This window comes from Micromonospora sp. NPDC051925, from assembly GCF_044548625.1.
GTDB lineage: Bacteria > Actinomycetota > Actinomycetes > Mycobacteriales > Micromonosporaceae > Micromonospora.
In genome coordinates, this window is record NZ_JBIUCH010000009.1 from 54,200 (window position 1) to 73,113 (window position 18,914).

21 protein-coding genes are annotated in these 18,914 nt (G+C 71.0%); 13 read left to right on the forward strand and 8 right to left on the reverse strand.

What is annotated here, in order from left to right:
- The first annotated feature begins 279 nt into the window (after positions 1-279).
- The 5 genes from ACIG87_RS14000 (at position 280) to ACIG87_RS14020 (ending at position 4,782) form a co-directional block, all read left to right on the forward strand.
- Positions 280-1,089 carry a hypothetical protein gene (locus tag ACIG87_RS14000; RefSeq protein ID WP_396850887.1) on the forward strand — a complete coding sequence of 270 codons (810 nt, stop codon included), beginning with the start codon at positions 280-282 and terminating at the stop codon, positions 1,087-1,089.
- 79 nt (positions 1,090-1,168) lie between these two features.
- Entirely contained in the window at positions 1,169-1,900 is a 732-nt protein-coding gene (locus ACIG87_RS14005) for a sugar phosphate nucleotidyltransferase (RefSeq protein ID WP_396850888.1), read from the forward strand.
- Positions 1,888-2,955, forward strand: coding sequence for an iron-containing alcohol dehydrogenase family protein (locus ACIG87_RS14010; RefSeq protein ID WP_396850889.1), 1,068 nt, complete (start codon positions 1,888-1,890; stop codon positions 2,953-2,955). The genes ACIG87_RS14005 and ACIG87_RS14010 overlap by 13 nt, the downstream gene beginning before the upstream one ends.
- Positions 2,930-3,652 carry a CDP-alcohol phosphatidyltransferase family protein gene (locus tag ACIG87_RS14015; protein WP_396850890.1) on the forward strand — a complete coding sequence of 241 codons (723 nt, stop codon included), beginning with the start codon at positions 2,930-2,932 and terminating at the stop codon, positions 3,650-3,652. The genes ACIG87_RS14010 and ACIG87_RS14015 overlap by 26 nt, the downstream gene beginning before the upstream one ends.
- Positions 3,653-3,972: 320 nt before the next feature.
- Complete coding sequence (locus ACIG87_RS14020) at positions 3,973-4,782, forward strand: pectate lyase (protein ID WP_396850891.1); 810 nt, start codon at positions 3,973-3,975, stop codon at positions 4,780-4,782.
- A gap of 181 nt (positions 4,783-4,963) precedes the next feature.
- Here the strand turns inward: ACIG87_RS14020 and ACIG87_RS14025 are convergent, their stop codons facing one another.
- The 7 genes from ACIG87_RS14025 to ACIG87_RS14055 form a co-directional block, all read right to left on the reverse strand.
- Entirely contained in the window at positions 4,964-5,179 is a 216-nt protein-coding gene (locus tag ACIG87_RS14025; protein ID WP_396850892.1) for a hypothetical protein, read from the reverse strand.
- Positions 5,180-5,353: 174 nt separating this feature from the next.
- Positions 5,354-6,043: a hypothetical protein gene (locus ACIG87_RS14030; RefSeq protein ID WP_396850893.1), complete on the reverse strand. Its 690-nt coding sequence runs from the start codon at positions 6,041-6,043 to the stop codon at positions 5,354-5,356.
- Between the two features lie 367 nt (positions 6,044-6,410).
- The gene (locus tag ACIG87_RS14035) at positions 6,411-6,662 is read right to left on the reverse strand and encodes a hypothetical protein (RefSeq protein ID WP_396850894.1); all 252 of its coding nucleotides are present in this window, start codon (positions 6,660-6,662) and stop codon (positions 6,411-6,413) included.
- A 7-nt stretch (positions 6,663-6,669) separates the two neighbouring features.
- A complete protein-coding gene (locus tag ACIG87_RS14040; protein WP_396850895.1) occupies positions 6,670-7,995 on the reverse strand; it encodes an ATP/GTP-binding protein in 1,326 nt (441 codons plus the stop codon).
- Positions 7,996-8,253: 258 nt separating this feature from the next.
- Positions 8,254-8,481: a helix-turn-helix transcriptional regulator gene (locus ACIG87_RS14045; RefSeq protein WP_396850896.1), complete on the reverse strand. Its 228-nt coding sequence runs from the start codon at positions 8,479-8,481 to the stop codon at positions 8,254-8,256.
- 90 nt (positions 8,482-8,571) lie between these two features.
- Positions 8,572-8,766 (reverse strand): DUF397 domain-containing protein, encoded by a 195-nt coding sequence (locus ACIG87_RS14050; protein ID WP_396850897.1) that lies wholly within the window; start codon positions 8,764-8,766, stop codon positions 8,572-8,574.
- A gap of 8 nt (positions 8,767-8,774) precedes the next feature.
- Positions 8,775-9,671: a helix-turn-helix domain-containing protein gene (locus ACIG87_RS14055; protein WP_396850898.1), complete on the reverse strand. Its 897-nt coding sequence runs from the start codon at positions 9,669-9,671 to the stop codon at positions 8,775-8,777.
- Between the two features lie 61 nt (positions 9,672-9,732).
- Here ACIG87_RS14055 and ACIG87_RS14060 point away from each other — a divergent pair, with 61 nt between their 5' ends.
- Genes ACIG87_RS14060 through ACIG87_RS14070 form a run of 3 tightly spaced genes read left to right on the forward strand, consistent with a single transcriptional unit; the run spans position 9,733 to position 11,307 of the window.
- The gene (locus ACIG87_RS14060; protein ID WP_396850899.1) at positions 9,733-9,954 is read left to right on the forward strand and encodes a hypothetical protein; all 222 of its coding nucleotides are present in this window, start codon (positions 9,733-9,735) and stop codon (positions 9,952-9,954) included.
- Entirely contained in the window at positions 9,951-10,118 is a 168-nt protein-coding gene (locus ACIG87_RS14065) for a hypothetical protein (RefSeq protein WP_396850900.1), read from the forward strand. The genes ACIG87_RS14060 and ACIG87_RS14065 overlap by 4 nt, the downstream gene beginning before the upstream one ends.
- The gene (locus ACIG87_RS14070; protein WP_396850901.1) at positions 10,108-11,307 is read left to right on the forward strand and encodes a helix-turn-helix domain-containing protein; all 1,200 of its coding nucleotides are present in this window, start codon (positions 10,108-10,110) and stop codon (positions 11,305-11,307) included. Before ACIG87_RS14065 ends, ACIG87_RS14070 begins: the two co-directional genes overlap by 11 nt.
- 501 nt (positions 11,308-11,808) lie before the next feature.
- On the opposite strand, the gene ACIG87_RS14075 is transcribed toward ACIG87_RS14070, so the two are convergent.
- Positions 11,809-13,083, reverse strand: coding sequence for a glycosyltransferase (locus ACIG87_RS14075; RefSeq protein ID WP_396850902.1), 1,275 nt, complete (start codon positions 13,081-13,083; stop codon positions 11,809-11,811).
- Between the two features lie 136 nt (positions 13,084-13,219).
- On the opposite strand from ACIG87_RS14075, the gene ACIG87_RS14080 reads away from it, so the two are divergent.
- The 5 genes from ACIG87_RS14080 (at position 13,220) to ACIG87_RS14100 (ending at position 18,849) form a co-directional block, all read left to right on the forward strand.
- Positions 13,220-14,080, forward strand: a complete 861-nt coding sequence (locus tag ACIG87_RS14080; RefSeq protein ID WP_396850903.1) for an Fpg/Nei family DNA glycosylase — start codon at positions 13,220-13,222, stop codon at positions 14,078-14,080.
- 328 nt (positions 14,081-14,408) lie between these two features.
- Complete coding sequence (locus ACIG87_RS14085; protein WP_396850904.1) at positions 14,409-15,920, forward strand: sugar transferase; 1,512 nt, start codon at positions 14,409-14,411, stop codon at positions 15,918-15,920.
- Between the two features lie 40 nt (positions 15,921-15,960).
- On the forward strand, positions 15,961-17,184 hold the full coding sequence (locus tag ACIG87_RS14090; protein ID WP_396850905.1) for a sensor histidine kinase: 1,224 nt from the start codon (positions 15,961-15,963) through the stop codon (positions 17,182-17,184).
- 17 nt (positions 17,185-17,201) lie between these two features.
- Positions 17,202-17,963, forward strand: a complete 762-nt coding sequence (locus ACIG87_RS14095) for a LytR/AlgR family response regulator transcription factor (RefSeq protein WP_396851098.1) — start codon at positions 17,202-17,204, stop codon at positions 17,961-17,963.
- Positions 17,964-17,997: 34 nt separating this feature from the next.
- Positions 17,998-18,849: a siderophore-interacting protein gene (locus ACIG87_RS14100; RefSeq protein ID WP_396850906.1), complete on the forward strand. Its 852-nt coding sequence runs from the start codon at positions 17,998-18,000 to the stop codon at positions 18,847-18,849.
- Positions 18,850-18,914 lie beyond the last annotated feature (65 nt).

Consider the following 18,914-nt stretch of genomic DNA (forward strand, 5'->3'; position numbering starts at 1 on the left):
CGCGAGGCCCGCCGCGGCCGTCACGAGTCGGGTTGTCCGGGGCGGGGGCGACGGCGTGCAGCTCGTCGCGAGCCGGGCCGGTCGCGTACCGGGCGGCCCGCCGCCGAGCCCGTCGCGAGATCCGTCGCGGGTCTGCCGCGAGGCCCGTCGCAGGTCTGCTGTGCGGTCGGCTCGGGCGGGGACAACCCGGCCGGCGTGCGCGGAAACGGTCGACTCCGGTGCAGGTCGGGACAGGACCGGACATCGGCGCGGGCGGGCGGCGCTCGCTACTGTCGAAGCGTGCCCACCGAGCCCCTCCGCTGCGCCGGCGCGTTGATCGTGGACGATGGCGTCGAGCTGGCACCGCACCGGTTCGCCGGGCTGGTCGCCCCGGCGGTCGAGCGGGCGTTCGTGGCCGGGATGCTCGCCGGCCGCGACGGTGGCGGGGCCGAGCTGAGCCAGCGGTACGGCGGGCCGGCCGCCACCGGCTTCCTGGTGGAGTTCCGCACCCGGCTCGCCGCGCCGGGCGGCGTCGTCGACCGGCCGGGTTTCGCGGCGGTCAACCGCTACCGCGACCCGGCGATCTGCCAGCGGGCGCTGGACAAGCAGGTCGCGCACGGGATGATCGCCCGCCGGTCGGACGGTGGTCTCACCGCCACCGAGCGGGGCGTCGACTTCCTCACCGAGCTGTACCAGGTGCACGCCGAGGTGACCGAGGAGCTGTGGGCCGGGCACGACGACCGGGTGTTGCGGCTGGTCGAGGCGTGCGGCCGGGTGCTGGCGTACGCGCTGGTGCTGGCCGAGGAGCCGGATGCCGAGCCGGGGCCGGCGTTCGCCGTGATGGCCCCGCCGTACGAGCCGGACGGCACCCCGTCGGGGGTGGTGCTGCTCAACCGGCTCGGCACGCTGCGTTACCACCGGACGGACGCGCACGCCGCCGCGTGGACCGCCGCCGGGCACACCGCGGCCAGCGTCGGGGAGCTGCCGGACGGGCCGGAGCGGCGGGCCATCGAGCTGGAGACGGACCGTCGGGCGGCCGGGCCGTACGCGGCGCTGACCGCCGAGGAGCGGCTGGGCGTGCTCGCCGACCTGGCCGCCCTGCCCGGCTGAACCACCGGTTGACGGCAGCCCCACCGTCACGCGGGGCTATCCTCCACGGTGACCTGGAGTCGTACGAGGGAGGCCCCGCATGATCGGGATGGTGCTCGCGGCCGGTGCGGGGCGCCGACTGCGCCCGTACACCGACACCCTGCCCAAGGCGTTGGTGCCGGTGGACGGTGAGACCACCATCCTGGACATCGCGCTGCGCAACCTGGCCGAGGTGGGGCTCACCGAGATCGTGATCGTGGTCGGCTACGCCGCCGACGCGGTCGTGCAGCGGCAGGCGGCCCTGGAAGAGAAGTACGGCGTCACGCTCACCCTGGTGCACAACGACAAGGCCGAGGAGTGGAACAACGCGTACTCGCTGTGGCTGGCCCGGGAGCACTTCGCCCGGGGCGTGCTGCTGGTCAACGGCGACACCGTGCACCCGGTGAGCGTGGAGAAGACCCTGCTGGCCGAGCGCGGGCCGGGCATCCTGCTGGCGGTCGACACCCTCAAGGCACTGGCCGACGAGGAGATGAAGACCACCTTCGACGCCGCCGGCCAGCTCACCCGGATCACCAAGCTGATGGACCCGGGCGAGGCGTACGGGGAGTACATCGGCGCGACGCTGATCGAGCCGCAGGTGGCCGACGCGCTCGCCGACGCCCTGGAGGCGACCTGGCAGCGCGACCCGAACCTCTACTACGAGGACGGCTACCAGGAGTTCGCCGACCGGGGCGGCGAGGTGCGGGCGGCGCCGATCGGTGACGTCTCCTGGGTCGAGGTCGACAACCACGCCGACCTGGCCCGCGCGCGGGAGATCGCGTGCCACTACTAGCCCGTACCATCCTGACCCCGCTGCACATCGACGTGCGGCGCGGGGCGGTGGCCGACCTCGCCACGATCCTCGCCGACGGGCGGATCTCCTCCGGCGGTGACGTGGCGGTGGTGGTCGGCCCCGGTCAGGGCGGGCAGATCGCCGAGCTGATCCGGCCGTCGTTGCGCTCGGCGGACGTGTTCACGGTGGCCGGCGGCACCCTCGACGCCGCCGACGAGCTGGGCGGCAAGCTCCGCGAACGCTCGTACGACGCGGTGGTCGGCATCGGTGGCGGCAAGACCATCGACGTGGCGAAGTACGCCGCCACCCGGCGCGGCCTGCCGATGGTGACCATGGCGACGAGCCTCGCCAACGACGGCATCGCCTCCCCGGTGGCCAGCCTGATCACCGGCGGGATCAAGGGCTCCTACGGGGTGCACATCCCGATCGCGGTGATCGTCGACCTCGACTTCGTGGCGGCCGGCCCCGACCAGCACAACCGGGCCGGCATCGGCGACGTGGTCAGCAACATCAGCGCCCTGGCCGACTGGGAACTGGCCCGCCAGGTACGCGGCGAACCGGTCGACGGCCTGGCCGCGTCGCTGGCCCGGATGGGCGCGGAGGCGGTGCTCGCGCACACCGGCGACATGACCGACGACGCGTTCGTCACGGTGCTGGCCGAGGCGCTGATCTCCAGCGGCCTGGCGATGGCGGTCTGCGGCAGCAGCCGACCGGCCAGCGGCGGCTGCCACGAGATCATGCACGCCATCGACGCCCTATTCCCGGGCACCTCGTCCCACGGCGAGTTGGCCGGGCTCGGCGCGCTGTTCTGCACCTTCCTGCGGGGCGACCAGCGGCGCTTCGCCGAGATGTCCGCCTGCCTGGGCCGGCACCGGCTGCCCCGGCTCCCCGCCGACGTGGGCCTGACCGACGACCAGTTCGTCGAGGCGGTGCAGTTCGCCCCGGCGACCCGGCCCGACCGGTACACCATCCTGGAGCACCTGGCCATGTCGGTTACCGAGACGCGGGAGCGGCTGGCAGACTACGCCGGTGCACTCCGCGACCACAGTGGCTGAACCCCGTCCCACCGTTGCCGACTTCCACCGGGTGAACCGGGGCGGCGGCCTGTTCAGCGAGTCGGTCAGCCAGTGGCTCGGTGCGGTCTTCGCCCTGGTCGCCCAGCGACTCGGGCTGCGCCCGACCGCGCTGACCATCACCAACCTGGTGCTCGGCCTGGCCGCCTCGGTGACCGTGGTGGCGCTCGCCGATCGGGTCGCCGCCGGTACCGTCCCGGCCTGGCTGGTCGGGCTGGTCGCGCTGGTCGGCTGGCAGGTGGCGTACGCCCTGGACTGCGCCGACGGGCAGCTCGCCCGGGTGACCGGGCAGGGCAGCGCGGCGGGTGCCCGGGTCGACGTGCTCTGCGACGTGGCCGCCCAGATCGCCCTGGTAGCCGCGTTGTCGGCCACCGCCGTGGCGCAGCGCCCGAGCACCCCGACCTGGCTGATCGCGACCTTCGCCGGCACCTGGATGGTCAACCTGGTGACCTCGGTGATGCAGTCCGGCCCGAACGCGGCCAGCATGGTCACCTCGACCTCGCTCCCGGTACGGCTGGTCAAGCTGGTCCGCGACTACGGCGCGGTGATCTTCGTGGCCGGGCTGGTGCTGATGGTCGCGCCCGCGCTGGTGTTCTGGGTGATCGCGGCGTTCACCGTGGTCAACGGCGGTTTCCTGCTCGCCAGCATCGCCTTCTCGGCCCGCGCCTCGCTGCGCTGACCCATACTCGCGCGGGCCATGTCGGCCCGCCCGGCTTGATCGACTCAGCTGGGGCGATGTAGCGGTATCAAGCACGCCCCGATACCGCTACATCGACCCCATAGAGTCAGGTCGGTCCCCGACGGGCCGCTGTGGCGATCTCTGCGCACCAGAATCTCGGCTTCCGAGAGCGGAGACCCTTCCAAGAAATCGACGTTTATCGTAATGTGACAACTCGCAGGCAAGCGCTTTCCCGTGCGGTGTACGGCACGTCAGTGAGCGCCCTGCGACGCGGACCCGTCCGCCACCACCACCCGTCCCTTGACCCATTCGGAGGACACGTGAGCACACGTGAGAACGGCGCGACGCCACGCCGCCGACGGTGGCAGGTCGCCCTGCTGCCGCTCGCCACCGTAGGACTGGTCGCCGCCGGCCTGGTCGTCACCCAGACCGGTGCCCAGGCCGCCACCTGGCCCACCGCCAAGAGCACCACCACCGTCACCAGCACCCAGTCGGTCAGCGGCACCAAGGACTTCGGCCTGGTCCGCTACAAGGCCGGCGGCGCGATGGGCGACGGCGGCCAGAGCGAGAGCCAGAAGCCGATCTTCGAGCTGGCCGACGGCGCGACGATCAAGAACGTGATCATCGGTTCGCCGGCCGCCGACGGCATCCACTGCAAGGGCACCTGCACGCTGATCAACGTGTGGTGGGAGGACGTCGGCGAGGACGCCGCCACCTTCAAGGGCGGCTCGTCGGCGAACTACACCGTCGACGGCGGCGGTGCCCGGTCCGCGTCCGACAAGGTGTTCCAGCACAACGGCGGCGGCAAGCTGACCATCAAGAACTTCGACGTCAGCAACTTCGGCAAGCTGTACCGGTCGTGCGGCAACTGCTCGACCCAGTACAAGCGGACCGTCGTCATCCAGAACGTCACCGTGACCGCCCCCGGCAAGGTGCTGGCCGGCATCAACACCAACTACGGCGACACCGCGACGTTCTCCGGCATCACCATCTACGGCGACAGCAGCAAGAAGATCTCCATCTGCGACCGCTACACGGGCAACAGCTCCGGTGCCGAGCCCGTCAAGACCGGCAGCGGCCCCGATGGTACGTACTGCAAGTACACGTCCTCGAACATCGTCTACAAGTAGGGCCGGGCATCGAAGTTCGGCCACAGCCGAAGCGGGTCGCGCACACCCTGGAGGGCGTGCGCGGCCCGCTATCGCTGAAGTGTCTCCAGCCGATAGGCCGGGTAACGGAAGTCGCGGAACAACTGATCGAACTCGGCGTCATCCCAGCGATGTGAACGACCGGGTCAACCCCGGATCACCACTACCCGGACTGGCGGTAACGCTCGATCGCGCCGAGCACCACATCGGCGGAGATCCGCACCGCACCCTCACCGGGAAGGACGTTCTCCAACTCGCCGAAGGTGTCGCCGTCGAGCAGGTGCCCCTGAACGACCAACTCGCCACTGTCCGCGAGGTAGACCGTCGGACAGCCGTTACCGCCCGAGTCAGGGTCCTTGTAGAGCTTGGTCAGCTTCATCGCGACCTCCTTGAGGTAGACGCCCGCGTAGTGCTTTCGGTGACGACTGTAGTTCTTAGCGTAGTTGCCCACCATGTCGCTTCGTCTGTCACGAGGGCGGCAGTAGCTCGATGGGGCTGGACACAGGCTCGGCCGTCTTCGGTTGGGCTACAGGGGTGCGGTGTCGGGCGTCAGTCAGCCAGGCCATGACGTGGGGGGTGGGCCGAAGGCGCGACGGGCGGCCCGCACGGCCAGAGCCGCGAGCGCGGCGTTGGCACCACCACCGATTGCTGCGCCGATACCGAACGGCGCCACTCGACCGAGGACGATGATTCCCTGCCTGGTGCCGTACTTGGTGATGAAGTGCCTTCCCAGCACCTTGTTGATCTGGCGCAACGTCTCGCCGGAGACGTGCCCGACGATCACCCGTCCCCAGTGTTGTCCCGTGCGTTCGGCGATCTTGGTGATGGTGGCCGAGCCGGAGCCGCCGAGCATGATGCCCATGACGATCGTCCGGCGGCGCTCGACCTCGTCGATGGGGACGCCGTACACCTCGGCGATGGAGAGCGCGAAGAGGGCGCTCAACTGGAGGGACGAGAGGAACTCGCCGCCCGACAGCGCCAGCGCCACTCCCGTGCCGACGCCGGGCGCGGCTGCGGCTCCGCCCACTGCGGCACCCGTCCCGGTCAGGGCGCTGACGTACATCCGCTCAAGGTTGCGGATCACCTCGGCGGGGGTCGCCTCGGGGTTGCGTTGGCGGGCCCGAGCGATGTTCTTGCGCACCAGTGGGCTCTGGAGCGTGATCGCCTTGTCCAGCAGATCGAGGACCCGCTGCCCACCTCCGGCCGCTTCCGGAACCGGCCCGTCGTGGGCGTCTGTCACCATGCGTCGAACTCCTCGGATCCACCGGCGTCCACTGTGGTCGCGGTCGCTCAGACTACGGGGTGGGACGCGGCGGCAGCCAGACGTACGTATGCGCACAATGCGGCGGGTAACCACTCGCCGGCCGTACCGGGTTCACCGCCCGCCCCACGGTGATCGACTCAGTGGGGTCGAAGTAGCGGTATCGACCGCGCCCGGACACCGCTACTTCGGCCCAGCAAAGCCGGCCCAGCGGGCCGCCGGCTACGTTGCGCCGAGTGCCCGTAGCAGGTGCCGGAGGACGGGTTGTCGTCGGGAAACGTGGTGCCGTTGTTGTCGTGACGCTTTTCGAGTTGCTCGGCCCGGCGGGCGGCCTGCTTTCGGAGCGGCATCAGCATTCATCCACCTCCGGGTCGGCCAGGCGGTCGGCCGCCATCTGCACGAGCGTGAGCGGGACGCCCTGGTCGGGGTGGATTTCGAGGTTGAGGGCGGTGTTGTCCGCGATTTCGGGCAGCTTCTTCAGCCCGTTGACGTAGTCGGGCTCGGAGTTCCTGCCCTCGCAGAACACGACGACCGTGCGCAACTCCGGGCGTCGAGCGACGGTGCGCTTGAGGGGTTTCGTTTCCCGGCGGCGTTGGCTCATCGTCTTGTCAGCCGATCAGGCCGAGCGCCCGCAGGAACTCGGTCTGGTCAACCTGGGGGAGCGCGCCGAACCGGCCGTGCAGGTAGGCGCTTTCGAGGTTCTGCGACTTCCGCACCCGCTCGCCGGCGAACTCGGCGAGCGCGCCGAGCCGGGTGGAGCCGTCGGCCTGCTTCTCTGTAAGCCAGACCTCGTCCCGGTTCAGGTGGTTGAGCAGGCTGGTGTCATGCGAGGTGAAGATGAGTTGAGCGCCGTGGGGGTTGGTCACCGGGCTCTGGAAGACCCGCAGCAGCTCGGCGGAGAGCGTCGGATGCAGGCTCGCGTCCAACTCGTCGAAGATGACTATCGACCCTGCCTGTAATGTGGTCAGCACCGGACCGATCAGACCGAACCACGTCCTCGTTCCTTCCGATTCGGCAGCGAAGTCGAGCGGCGCGGAGTCGTTTCCGGATCTGTGCAGGAGACGTAGACGGCGTTGGGTCATCATCCCGCCGCCGGCAGAGACAACCTCCTGCATGTCGACGACCACATCTTCGATGCCCAGGTCGGCGAGGCGGAGCAGCGCCAGTGCCTGTTGCCGACTGCTCAGGGTCGACCAGTCTTTCCCCTCGTCGCCGGGGGCGACTTCTCCTTCGCTGACGAAGGGAACCAGTAACGGCTGGTCGTTGTCCGGTCCATCAAACCAGCGGGCCGTGTCAGGCGTGTCGGAGTATCGCCTCAACCGCTGGAAGAACGCTGCCGCCCGGCGCGGGCGCGGCAGTTGGCCGAGCACCTGAATGCGCAGGATCTCTCTGGCGAAATTCGTGACCAGCGGCTCGTCGAAACGTCGCGCGGCGGACAGGGCTAGCGTCCGATCCGTCAGCAACTCGCGAGTCCCGGAGAGTGCGCCCAGGCCGCGCTGGAGCTTCAGCTCGGAACCCTCCCGCTCAAAGATCCGGCGTTGCTTCCTCTCGGGATAGTGGAAGAGTCCCTCGTACATGATGTGGCGGGCGTCGAGCTCGACGACGTATTCAAAGCGCACACCGCCTACTGTGGTTTCTATGACGAACTCGCTGGAGCCGGTCGGCCCCGAGCCGAAGGCGAAAGGCTCCAGCGGAATCTCGTCTTCCCACAGCCGGAGTGAGTTTTCGACCGCGTCGCGCAGCCAGGCGAGCGCGCCGACGACGTTCGACTTGCCGGACGCGTTCGGCCCGTAGATCGCGGCTCGGGTCAGCAGGCTCTCGCCGAGGTGTGGTGCGTCCCGGGCCGCCTCGCGGTCGCGGTCCACCGCCACCATCGACAGCTCGACACCCTCGGCGATCGACCGGTAGTTACTGGCCTCGAACTTGATAAGCACATCTGCACGCTACCGCAGGTCAGGCCGCGATCACGGCTGACGTTTCGCAGGATTCCGACGAAAACCGGCCTGTTCCTGCATCAGGGGCGCGGTGTGGCTGGCTTCCGCGTCCCGTCAACGGGCACTGATCGACCGCCCACGCACCGGCCGACCGGCAAGCCCGTGTTGATCGACTCAGTGGGGCCGAAGTAGCGGTATCGACCGCGCCCGGACACCGCTACTTCGCCCCAACACAGGCGGATCAGCAGGCCGGGGCGCTCAGATCTCCGGTGGTGGGGGTTCGTCCGCGCCTTGGGCCTTCTGCGGCTGGTGTTCGGTGATCCAGGCTTCCACGTCGGTCACCAGCCAGACGGATCCGCCGGCCAACCGGTCGAAGGGCTCGGGGAAGTCGGGTCGGCTGGTGAGTTGGACGATGCGGACGCGCGACACGCCCAGGCGCTGCTGAAGCTCGGCGCTCCCGTAGAGCTTCCGCCGCCAGCCCGTCATCGAGCTTCGGCCACGCGGGAAAGCAGCGTGCCCCGGCCCCAAGGCGGGGGCCGGGGCAGGTCGCTGCCGCTGTGGGTACGAGGGGGAGCGTCAGTTGTGCTTGAGGGAGTCGACGAAGGTACGCCAGCCGTGGGTGTCGAAGGCCAGCGTGGGGCCGGTCTTGTCCTTGCTGTCCCGGACGGCCACCCCGTCGCGGAGATCAGCCACCTCGACACACGCGCCGCCGTTGGAGTCGCTTCGGGTGGACTTCCGCCACACCGCGCCGGTGAGGTCCGGGTTCGACATGTCAGCCTCTACTTCATCTCGTCTGCGATGCGCAGGATCAACCTGCGGGACTCCGCCGGCCCCAGAGCCGCAGCCTGGAGACGACCCCACAGCCGATTGTAGGCCCGGATCGCCTCGGGGCTGTCGAGGTAATCCGCGTCCGTGAACGTCTCCAGGTAGACGACGTCCGACGCGACTTCCTCCCCGAACCGGAGGGTGATGAAGTTGTACGAGGATGTCACATACGTTGCGGCATCCAGCGGAAAGACCTGGATCGTGACGTTCGGGCGGTTGGCGAGGGTAGCAAGTTGGGATAGCTGATCCTGCATGGCCTCCCGGTCGCCGAGGTCGCGCCGGAGTGCGGACTCGCTGAGGATGAAGTTCAGCTCAGGCCCGTCCGGGCGATCGATGACCTTTTGTCGTTCGAGGCGCACTTCGACCTGCCGCTCCACGTCCTCCCCTTCGATGATCGCCCGGATGTAGGGCTCGGTCTGGAGGATGCCGGGGATGACCTCGGACTGGTACCAGCGGATCTCTGCCGCGTCCGCTTCCAGATCGAGGTACTGCCGGAACCAGTCCGGCACCACGTTCCGGTACCCGCTCCACCGGCCGCGCTGCCTACCGGCGCGGGCGAGATCCCGCAGCGGTTCGGCCTCCTCTGCCGGCACGCCGTAGAAGTCGAGCAGCAGCTTCAGGTCGGTGAGCCGGATACCGGACTGGCCCAGCTCCATCCGGCTGATCTTGCTCGATGCCGCGTCGATGACCTCCGCGGCCTCTTCCTGGTTCTTGCCTGCCGCCTCTCGGGCCCGCTTGAGGGCGTTGCCGAGGCGGCGCCTCTGGATCGTGGGGGTGACCATCCAGCGAGTATCCCGCTGCCCCGGCCGCCAGTCCGGCGACACGCCGTAGGTTCCCAAATCAAGGAACATCTCCTAGCATCGTTATTCAGGATCCTGTTTCGAGTAACCGGAATAATCTTCGGGAGGTCTCATGGCTCGGCACGCGAAGAACCCGACGCAGCCCGGTCTGCTGGCGAAGGTCTGGCCGTTCAGGCGTCGGCGGGTGAATCCACTCGACCGCCTCCGCCCGGCGACGAGCCACGCGGAGCGCCTCGGGGCGTACCGGGTGATAGGGGTGGCGCGGGTGCCCCACCTGCCGGAACGGCCGCTGCTGACCCTGGCGGGGGAGTACCGGGCGGGGTGCTGGTCGTGACGGCGCGGCGCAAGCCCGACCGTGAGGACCGGGGCGAGCAGATCCAGGCGGCGGAGCGCGAGGCGGCGCGGCAACGGATCCTCGCCCAGGCCGAGGCGGAGCGAATACCGGCCGAGGAGACCACTCGGGCGGTGCCGGACCGGCGGTGGCGTCGTGGACAGTAGCGAGTTGTTGCCCGTCGGCCGGCGGGTGGCGTACTGGCGGTGTCGGCGGAAACTGTCGCAGCAGGTGTTCGCCGATCGGCTCGGCAAGTCGAAGTCCTGGGTCGACAAGGTCGAGCGGGGCGTCCGGTCCCTCGACAAGGTGTCGACGTTGCGGGACATCGCCGCCGTGCTGCGGATCGACACCGCCGTGCTGCTCGGCCGGGACGCGCAACCCGCCACGGCGGCCGAGCGGGTCGCGGGGGTGGAGCGGATCCGGGACGCCCTGTCGGCGTACGAGATCGCGCTGGGCCGACCGGCGGCCCGTGGTGTGCTGCCGGCCGATCGGGCGGCCCGGGATGTCGGGCACGCCTGGGTGCAGTTCCAGCATGCCCGGTACCCACAGGTGATCGCCGTCCTGCCGGGTCTGCTGGCCGGCGTGCAACGGGTCGCCGCCGACGATCACGAGCGGAGCCGCCCGCTGCTGGTGGAGGCGTACCGGCTCACCGCGTCGCTGCTGGTGAAGCTCGGTGAGGTCGACCTGGGTTGGCTGGCCGCAGACCGGGCCATGGCCACCGGGGCCGGCGATCCCCTGTTGGTGGCCGCCGCCACGGTGCAGCTCGGCCAGGTGTTCCGCGCCTCGGGGCGGGCACGGGCGGCGGGCTCGGCGGCGCTCGCCGCCGCGTACCGGATCGCCCCGCCCGACCTCGACGACGGTGGCCCTGGTGAGTTGTCGCTGTGCGGGACGTTGCTGGTGCAGGCCGCCCTGGCAGCGGCCCGCCGGGGCGACGACCACGCCACCACCGAACTCCTCGACGAGGCCGCCGACATGGCCGCGCAGGTCGGCGAGGGCCACGACCACCACCGGACCGCGTTCGGGCCGACGGCGGTCGACCTCGCCCGTACCGCCGCCGCCCTCGACCTGGGTCACGCGGGCGAGGCGGTGGCCTGGCACGAGAAGACGACCAGGCGGGACGCCTGGCGGTGGCTGCCACTGGAACACCGGGCGGCGCACCTGATCGATGCGGCCCGCGCCTACGTCCAGGCCGACGACCCGACCAACGCGGGCCGGGTCCTGGTCGACGCCGCCCGGATGGCACCGGCCGAGGTACGCCACCGGCCCGCCGCCCGGGAGGTGCTCGCCCAGGTGGCCCGTACCCCGCAGGCCCCGGCCACGATCATCCAGTTCGCCGCCGCCCTCGGGGTGACCTGACCATGACCGCGCCGAACCTGTCGTTGGCGCAGATCCGCAACCGGCTGATCCTCACCGCCCGAGCGGTCCTCCGCGACCACCGGCCCGGCCCCGACGGTCACTGCCGGGTCTGCCGGATTCCGGACTGCCGGTTGTCCATTGCTGCCCGCAACGTCATCGAGTCCGCCTCGGCTGGCCGCCCGGCAAGCCCTACCTCTCGGCTTGGAACACAGGCAAGTCGGGGTTAGGTGACCGCTCATCGTCCTCGCGGGCGGCCAGCAGCAGATCGAGGGGTCACACCGCCGGCGGTACGTACAACAGGGCCAACCTCGCGCCCGCACCGCCGCCGAGTCCGACCTACTGACTTACTGACGAGCGGTATGCCGAGCTGGCATAAATATGCCAGCTCGGCATACCGCTTCCTGCGGGTATGTGGGTCGGTCCGCGACACGCCCGGCTACCCCTCCCGGCAGCAGCAGGCCAGCACGCCGAGTTCGGGGAAGAGGCGGCCAAGGGGGCCGGTCAGTGGGGGCGGGTGAGGGCGGCGTAGATGGCGAGGTGCCGCTTGATGACCACGTCCGGGTGGAACGTCTGCTCGTACCGCAGCCGGGCCGGTGCGGAGAGCATGGCGGCACCTGCCCGCGCGACCGGAAGCGCGGCGGCCAGCGCGGCCGGGTCCGGCGGCACCACCCAGCCGGCGGTGCCGCTGACCAGGCCGACCGGCACCGCCGGCGGACCGGCCGGCGGCGGGAGGTGGCCGGCGACGGCCGAGGCGACGGCGGCCGGGCCGGTGCCGGCGGGCTCGTGCGGGGCGTCCGCGCCGACCAGGTACGGGATGCCGCCGAGCGCGGTGCCGAGCACCGGCCGCCCACTGGCCAGTGCCTCGATGATCACCGTGGGCAGCACGTCGTGCCACATCGACGCGGCGATCACCACGGCGCTCGCCTCGACGGCGGCGCGTACCCCGGCCCGGTCGAGCTGGCCCAGGTAGACGACGTCGGCGCGCTCGGCGGCGGCGGCCTCGACCAGCGGGCGCAGCTCGCCGTCCCCGGCGACCCGCAGCGTGCCCAGGGTGCCCACCGGGTGCCGACGCCAGGCGTCCAGCAGCAGGTCGAGGCCCTTCTCCGGGGTCAGCCGAGCCAGGTAGAGGAAGCCGTCGCCGAGCGGGGCGGGGCCACCCGGGTCGGGCACCGCGTTCGGCTTGACCACGATCCGGTCGGCCGGGATGCCGTAGTCGCGCAGGTGGTCACCGATGGCCGAGGTGAGCGCGATGAACCGGTCCACCGAGCGCCAGGTGCCCCGGTGCACGGCCAGCGTGGTCGCCATCAGCGCGCTCTGCGCCCGCGAGTCGCGGTAGCAGCGGTGCACGATCGCCGGCACGGCCAGCGCCCGGCCCTTGCAGTCCTGGCAGATGACGCCGTCGCGGAAGTAGATCCCCGAGGAGCAGACCTGCCGGTAGTTGTGCACCGTCTGCACCACCGGCACCCCGTGTTTGTGCGCGGTCCGCACCACCCAGGGCGAGAGCAGCGGGTACGGGTTGTGCAGGTGCAGCACGTCCGGCCGGTGCTCGGTGAGCAGCCGGGACAGATCCTGCTGGGCGCGCGGGGCGTAGATCGGTGAGATCGGCAGCAGCGCCTTGGCCGACTTCGGCATCGACGGGATCTCGTCCGAGCTGCGGATGAACGGCAGCACCTCGACCCCGGCGGCGGTGAGCTGCCCGATCTCCGAGTCGACCATCGTGTTCTCACCCGACGGCTGGGCTTCCCGGTACCGGTTGTGCGCCACCACGATTCTCACTGAGCTTGCCTTTCGTTCGCGGCTGTGCCTACCCCTGCTCGCGACTGCGGGGCTCGCAAGCTCACTCCTCGCGCTCGCGGCAGGGACTCGCAAGCTCATTCCTCGCGCTCACGGGAACGAAGGCTACCGTGAGGTGGTGCCCGAACTACCGGAGGTGGAAGCGCTCGCGGGCTACCTGCGTGAGCGCGCCGTGGGGCGACGCGTCGACCGGGTCGAGGTCGCCGCGATCAGCGCCCTGAAGACGTACGACCCGGCGCCCTCGGCGGTGTCGGGCCGGGCGGTGGTGGACGCCCGGCGGCACGGCAAGTTCCTCGACGTGATCTTCGACGGTGACCTGCACCTGGTGGTGCACCTGGCTCGCGCCGGCTGGCTGCACTACCGGGAGGCGTTTCCGTCGACCACCCCGCTGCGCCCCGGCAAGGGCCCGATCGCCCTGCGGGTACGCCTCGACGACGGCTCTGGGTTCGACCTCACCGAGGCGGGCACCCAGAAGAAGCTCGCCGCCTACCTGGTGACCGACCCGGCGCAGGTCCCCGGGGTGGCCAAGCTCGGGCCGGACGCGCTCGACGCCGACCTGGCCACCTTCACCGAACGGTTGCGCAGCCGACGGGGGCAGGTCAAGGGGGTGCTGACCGACCAGGCGGTGCTCTGCGGCGTCGGCAACGCGTACTCCGACGAGATCCTGCACGCGGCGCGGCTGTCCCCGTTCGCGATCACCGACCGGCTCACCGACGACCAGCTCGCCAACCTGCACGCGGCGACCCGGACGGTGCTCGGCGACGCGGTACGCCGCTCGGCCGGGCACCGGGCGGCGGAGCTGAAGAGCGAGAAGCGCTCCGGGTTGAAGGTGCACGCCCGGACCGGGCTGGCCTGTCCGGTCTGTGGCGACACGGTACGCGAGGTGTCGTTCGCCGATTCGAGCCTCCAGTACTGCCCCACCTGCCAGACCGGGGGCAAACCGCTCGCTGACCGTCGGTTGTCCCGCCTCGTACGGTGAGTGACGACACGTCACGGTTACGGAGAGGTATCGGCCCTGGTGCCTGGAACCTCCCCGTCCGCGCTCTACCCCGCCGGTCATCCATCGGTATAGTGGCTCGGTCCCCGGCTTCGAAAACTGACGTGAAGTCGGCCGGTTCCTCGTTGGCAGCCCCAGACGCAAAGCCCCTCGGGTCCGCGTTTGACCTGCTGGCAGCGTGGGAGACTGGAACGGTGGGCGACCCGGGCCCCTCACGGCGAGTGAGCGGCGCGTGTCATGCGGGAGGACATGGGTTGAGGTGACGACAAGCCTCCAGCGCCCGGTAACCAACACAGGCCGGAGCAAACTCGTGCGGCACGTCGACAGCTTCGAGATCCAGCCGCCGACACCGCCGTCACACAACGGGGTGCCCCGGTCGGCCTGGGCCCGCGCGCGTCGCCGGGTGTCCCGCTGGCACCGGCCGTACATTCTCGCGCTGCTGCTGCTCGACTTCGCCGCCGTGGTGCTTGCCGACTGGATCGCCCAGGAGGCGTTCGGCCAGGCGCGGGCGGGCTTCTACAACGCGCAGGCGGACCCGACCTGGTTCTACACCGTGGTCTTCGTGCTGGTGCCGCTCGGCTGGTTGGTGCTCCTGTGGGGTAACCGGGCCTACGACCGGCGTTACCTCGGTCTCGGCCCGGAGGAGTACAAACGGGTCATCCGGGGCGGTGTCGCGGTCGCCGCGACCGTCTCGTTCGTCGCCTTCGCCACCAAGACCGACCTGTCCCGTTACACGGTGGGCTTCGCCCTGGCCGGGGCATTGGTGCTGGTTCTCTTCGGCCGGATCGCCGCCCGGTTCGTGCTGCACAACATGCGTAGCCGGGCCGGGCAGGCCGGGCACCGGATGGTGCTGGTGGGCACCCTGCCGGAGTGCCTGGAGGTCTACGTCGCGGTCACCCGCAACCCGAGCGCCGGCCTGGTGCCGGTGGCCATCCACATCACCGACGGGTACGCCGCCGCCCGGGGCATCGAGACCCCCGTCCCGGTGTACGCCGGCCGGGACGTGCTGGCCCTGGTCCGGGAGGTCGGCGGGGACACCATCGCGGTCTGCGGTTCGGCCAGCGCCGAACCGGGCGAGCTGCGCCGGCTGGCCTGGCAGTTGGAGGGCTCCGGCGTCGACCTGGTGGTCGCACCGCAGCTCACCGACATCGCCGGCCCCCGGGTGCACATCCGCCCGATCGAGGGTCTGCCGCTGCTGCACGTGGAGGAGCCGACCCTGTCCGGGCCGGCGCTGCTGGCCAAGAACCTCCTGGACCGGGTCGCCGCCGGGCTGGGCCTGCTGATGCTGGTGCCGGTCTTCCTCGCCATCGGGCTGGCCATCCGGCTCTCCGACCCCGGCCCGGTCTTCTTCCGGCAGCCCCGGGTCGGCCACGAGGGCCGTACCTTCCGGGTCTGGAAGTTCCGCACCATGTACGTCAACGCCGAGGAGCGGCTGGCCGGCCTGGTCGACCAGAACGAGACCGACGGCATGTTGTTCAAGATGAAGCAGGACCCCCGGGTCTTCCCGGTCGGTCGCTTCCTGCGGGCCTCCTCGCTGGACGAGCTGCCCCAGCTGATCAACGTGCTCTGGGGGGAGATGTCGCTGGTGGGGCCGCGTCCGCTGCCCGCCGACGACGGTGACTTCCTGGGTGACGTCCGGCGTCGGCTGCTGGTCCGGCCGGGAATGACCGGGCTGTGGCAGGTCTCCGGGCGCTCCGATCTGTCCTGGGACGAGTCGGTCCGGCTCGACCTGTACTACGTCGACAACTGGTCGCTGGCGTACGACCTGAGCATCCTGTGGCGCACGGTGGGTGTGGTGCTGGCCCGCAAGGGCGCGTACTGACCCGCTTGGCGTGGCGACCCGGACAGGCCAGGATCGCGGGGTGAACGGCAACATCTCCGCCGTGGTCGGCGTCGTGTCGCTGGTGACCGCGCTCGCCGCCGCGCTCTGGGCGGCGCTGCGGCTGCGCGGGCGACGGGGCATCGCCACCGCCACCCAGCGGGCCACCTACGAGGTGCTGCACACCGCCGGCCTGGCCGCCGAGCCGCTGCGCGGAGGGCTGCATCCGGCGGGCGCGGCGAAGGCCGTACGCCATCTGCGGGTGTTGGTGGGGTCGGCCGGGCTGGCGTTGACGGACGCCGACACGCTGCTCGCCCTGGACGGGCGCGGCGGGCACCACGGCGACCAACTGCTCGCGGCGGCCCGGCGGGTGGCCGAGACCGGCCGGTCGACCGTGCTGGGCGAGGCGGAGCTGCACTGCGACCGGGTGGACTGCCTGGTACGCGGGGCGGTGGTGGCACCGCTGTCGGCGGACGGCCGGGTGACGGGGGCGCTGGTCGCGGTGGCCGACGGGCCGCCCGCGCCCGGTCTGGTGCAGGCCACCCGGGAGACCGCGCACTGGGCCGGCAACCAGCTCTCGCTGGCCGAGCTGGACTCGTCCCGGGAGCGGCTGGCCCGCGCGGAGATCCGGGCGCTGCGGGCGCAGATCAGCCCGCACTTCATCTACAACGCGCTGACCGCGATCGGTTCGTTCGTCCGCACCGACCCGGAACGGGCCCGGGAGCTGATCCTGGAGTTCGCCGAGTTCACCCGGTACTCGTTCCGGGCGCACGGGGAGTTCACCACCCTCGCCGAGGAGTTGCGCTCGATCGACCGGTACCTGACCATCGAACGGGCCCGGTTCGGCGACCGGTTGCAGGTGCGGTTGCAGATCGCCCCGGAGGTGCTGCCGGTGACCCTGCCGTTCCTCTGCCTCCAGCCGTTGGTGGAGAACGCGGTGCGGCACGGGTTGTCGCGCAAGCCCGGTACCGGCATGGTGAGCATCGAGGCCCGGGACGCGGGTGCGGAGTGTCACATCACGGTGGAGGACGACGGAGTGGGGATGGACCCGGCCACGCTGACCGCGGGGATCGCCGAGCTGACCCGGGCCGGCAGCGACCCGACCGACGACCCGGGCCAGCACGTCGGCCTCTCCAACGTCGACGAACGGCTCCGGTCGGTCTTCGGCGACGGGTTCGGCCTGGTCGTCGAGACCGGCCCCGGCTCGGGTACGAAGGTGAGCCTGCGGATCCCGAAGTTCCACCCGGGCGTACGGGCCGGCTCGTGACCGAGCGGACCAGCGCGGTGAGCGCGTCCGGGTTCCTGCGGGTGCTGGCCGTCGACGACGAGCCGCCGGCGCTCGACGAGTTGGCGTACCACCTGCGGGCCGATCCCCGGGTGGCCCGGCTGCACACGGCGGGTGACGCCACCGAGGCGTTGCGGGTGCTGCGGGACGCCGACGTGGACGTGGTCTTCCTGGACATCCGGATGCCCGGCCTGGACGGCATGGAGCTGGCCCGGGTGCTGCGCCGGTTCGCTCGGCCACCCGCGATCGTCTTCGTCACCGCGTACGACGACGGGGCGGTGGACGCGTTCGACCTGGGCGCCACCGACTACGTCCGCAAGCCGGTACGCGCCGAACGGCTGGCCGAGTCGTTGCGTCGGGTGACGGGTGCCCGGGTGGTGCCGTCGCACCCGGCGGCCCTGGCACGGGCCGAGGAGGACCCGACGATCCCGGTGGAGCTGGCCGGGACGACCCGGATGCTGCCCCGCTCGGCGGTGCGGTGGGTGGAGGCGCAGGGCGACTACGCCCGGCTGCACACCGCCGACGGGTCGCACCTGGTCCGGGTCTCGCTGGCCACCCTCGCCGAGCGCTGGGCGGACGCCGGTTTCGTCCGTATCCACCGGTCGTACCTGGTGCAGTTGAAGCTGATCGCGGAGCTGCGCCTGGTCAACTCGGGGTACGTGGTGTTGATCGATGCCGCCGAGCTGCCGGTGAGCCGACGGCACACCCGGGAGCTGAAGGACAAGCTGGTCCGGGCCGCCAAGCAGGACTGGGGGCGGTGAACAGGCCGGGCGCGGCCCGCTAATCTCTGCCGGCATGGCTGCATTCCGGAACTCGCCCAACGTTTTGTTCGAGACAGTCGTGACGGCGACCCGACGCCTGTCGCCCGGTTTCGTCCGCGTCACGCTCGGCGACGAACGACTGCGGGAGCTGGCTCCGCACCAGCTCGACCAGCGCATCAAGATCATGCTGCCGGTCACCGGCGACTACCCGGCCGAGCTGCGGGCGGGGCAGCCCGAGCAGGAGTGGCGGCGTGAGTGGCGGTCCATCCCCGACCGCGAGCGTCCATGGCTGCGCAGTTACACCGCGTACCGGACCCGGCCGGCGGCGGGTGAGCTGGACCTGGACTTCTACCTGCACCAGCCGCACGGTCCGGCGAGCGGCTGGGCGGCGGCGGCCCGCCCGGACGACCGGCTGCTGCTGTCGGGCCCGCACGTCCGGGCCGGCCAGCCCGGGTACGGCGTGCAGTGGGAGCCGGGGCCGGCGGACCAGGTGTTGATCGCGGCGGACGAGACCGCGTACCCGGCGGTGCGGGGCATCCTGCCCAGCCTCGGGCCGGGGGTGCGGGCGACGGTCCTGCTGGAGGCCGGTGCCGCAGCGGACGCCGCCACCCTCGACGACGTGACCGGCGGCCACTCGGTCGAGGTCCGGTTGCGGGGCGGGGACCGGGGCGGGACGGCGCTGACCGCTCTGGTGGGCGACTGGTTGGCCGAGCACGGCGCGGCGGCGGCCGGGTCGGGGACTCGCTTCTACGCCTGGGTGGCTACGGAGAGTAGCAAGATTGCGCAGGTGCGCCGGCTCTTTACGGCTGCGGACGTCGACCCGCAGCAGGTTCACACACAGGGCTATTGGCATGATCGCCCATCCCGCGACGAGGCAGTGGATTAGGTAATGCTAACCTAAATCGCCACCACGCCCTCACTGTAAGTCGCCAGACGGGAAACCCGCACCAT

What these genes read in the sequence shown, in the direction of transcription:
- ACIG87_RS14045 (WP_396850896.1), bottom strand. Translation starts at nt 8,481, where the DNA reads ATGACGGGCTGGCGGCGGAAGCTCTACGGGAGCGCCGAGCTTCAGCAG.
- ACIG87_RS14030 (WP_396850893.1), bottom strand. Translation starts at nt 6,043, where the DNA reads ATGGTGACAGACGCCCACGACGGGCCGGTTCCGGAAGCGGCCGGAGGT.
- ACIG87_RS14005 (WP_396850888.1), top strand. Translation starts at nt 1,169, where the DNA reads ATGATCGGGATGGTGCTCGCGGCCGGTGCGGGGCGCCGACTGCGCCCG.
- ACIG87_RS14050 (WP_396850897.1), bottom strand. Translation starts at nt 8,766, where the DNA reads ATGTCGAACCCGGACCTCACCGGCGCGGTGTGGCGGAAGTCCACCCGA.
- ACIG87_RS14035 (WP_396850894.1), bottom strand. Translation starts at nt 6,662, where the DNA reads ATGAGCCAACGCCGCCGGGAAACGAAACCCCTCAAGCGCACCGTCGCT.
- ACIG87_RS14025 (WP_396850892.1), bottom strand. Translation starts at nt 5,179, where the DNA reads ATGAAGCTGACCAAGCTCTACAAGGACCCTGACTCGGGCGGTAACGGC.
- ACIG87_RS14060 (WP_396850899.1), top strand. Translation starts at nt 9,733, where the DNA reads ATGGCTCGGCACGCGAAGAACCCGACGCAGCCCGGTCTGCTGGCGAAG.
- ACIG87_RS14055 (WP_396850898.1), bottom strand. Translation starts at nt 9,671, where the DNA reads ATGTTCCTTGATTTGGGAACCTACGGCGTGTCGCCGGACTGGCGGCCG.
- ACIG87_RS14100 (WP_396850906.1), top strand. Translation starts at nt 17,998, where the DNA reads ATGGCTGCATTCCGGAACTCGCCCAACGTTTTGTTCGAGACAGTCGTG.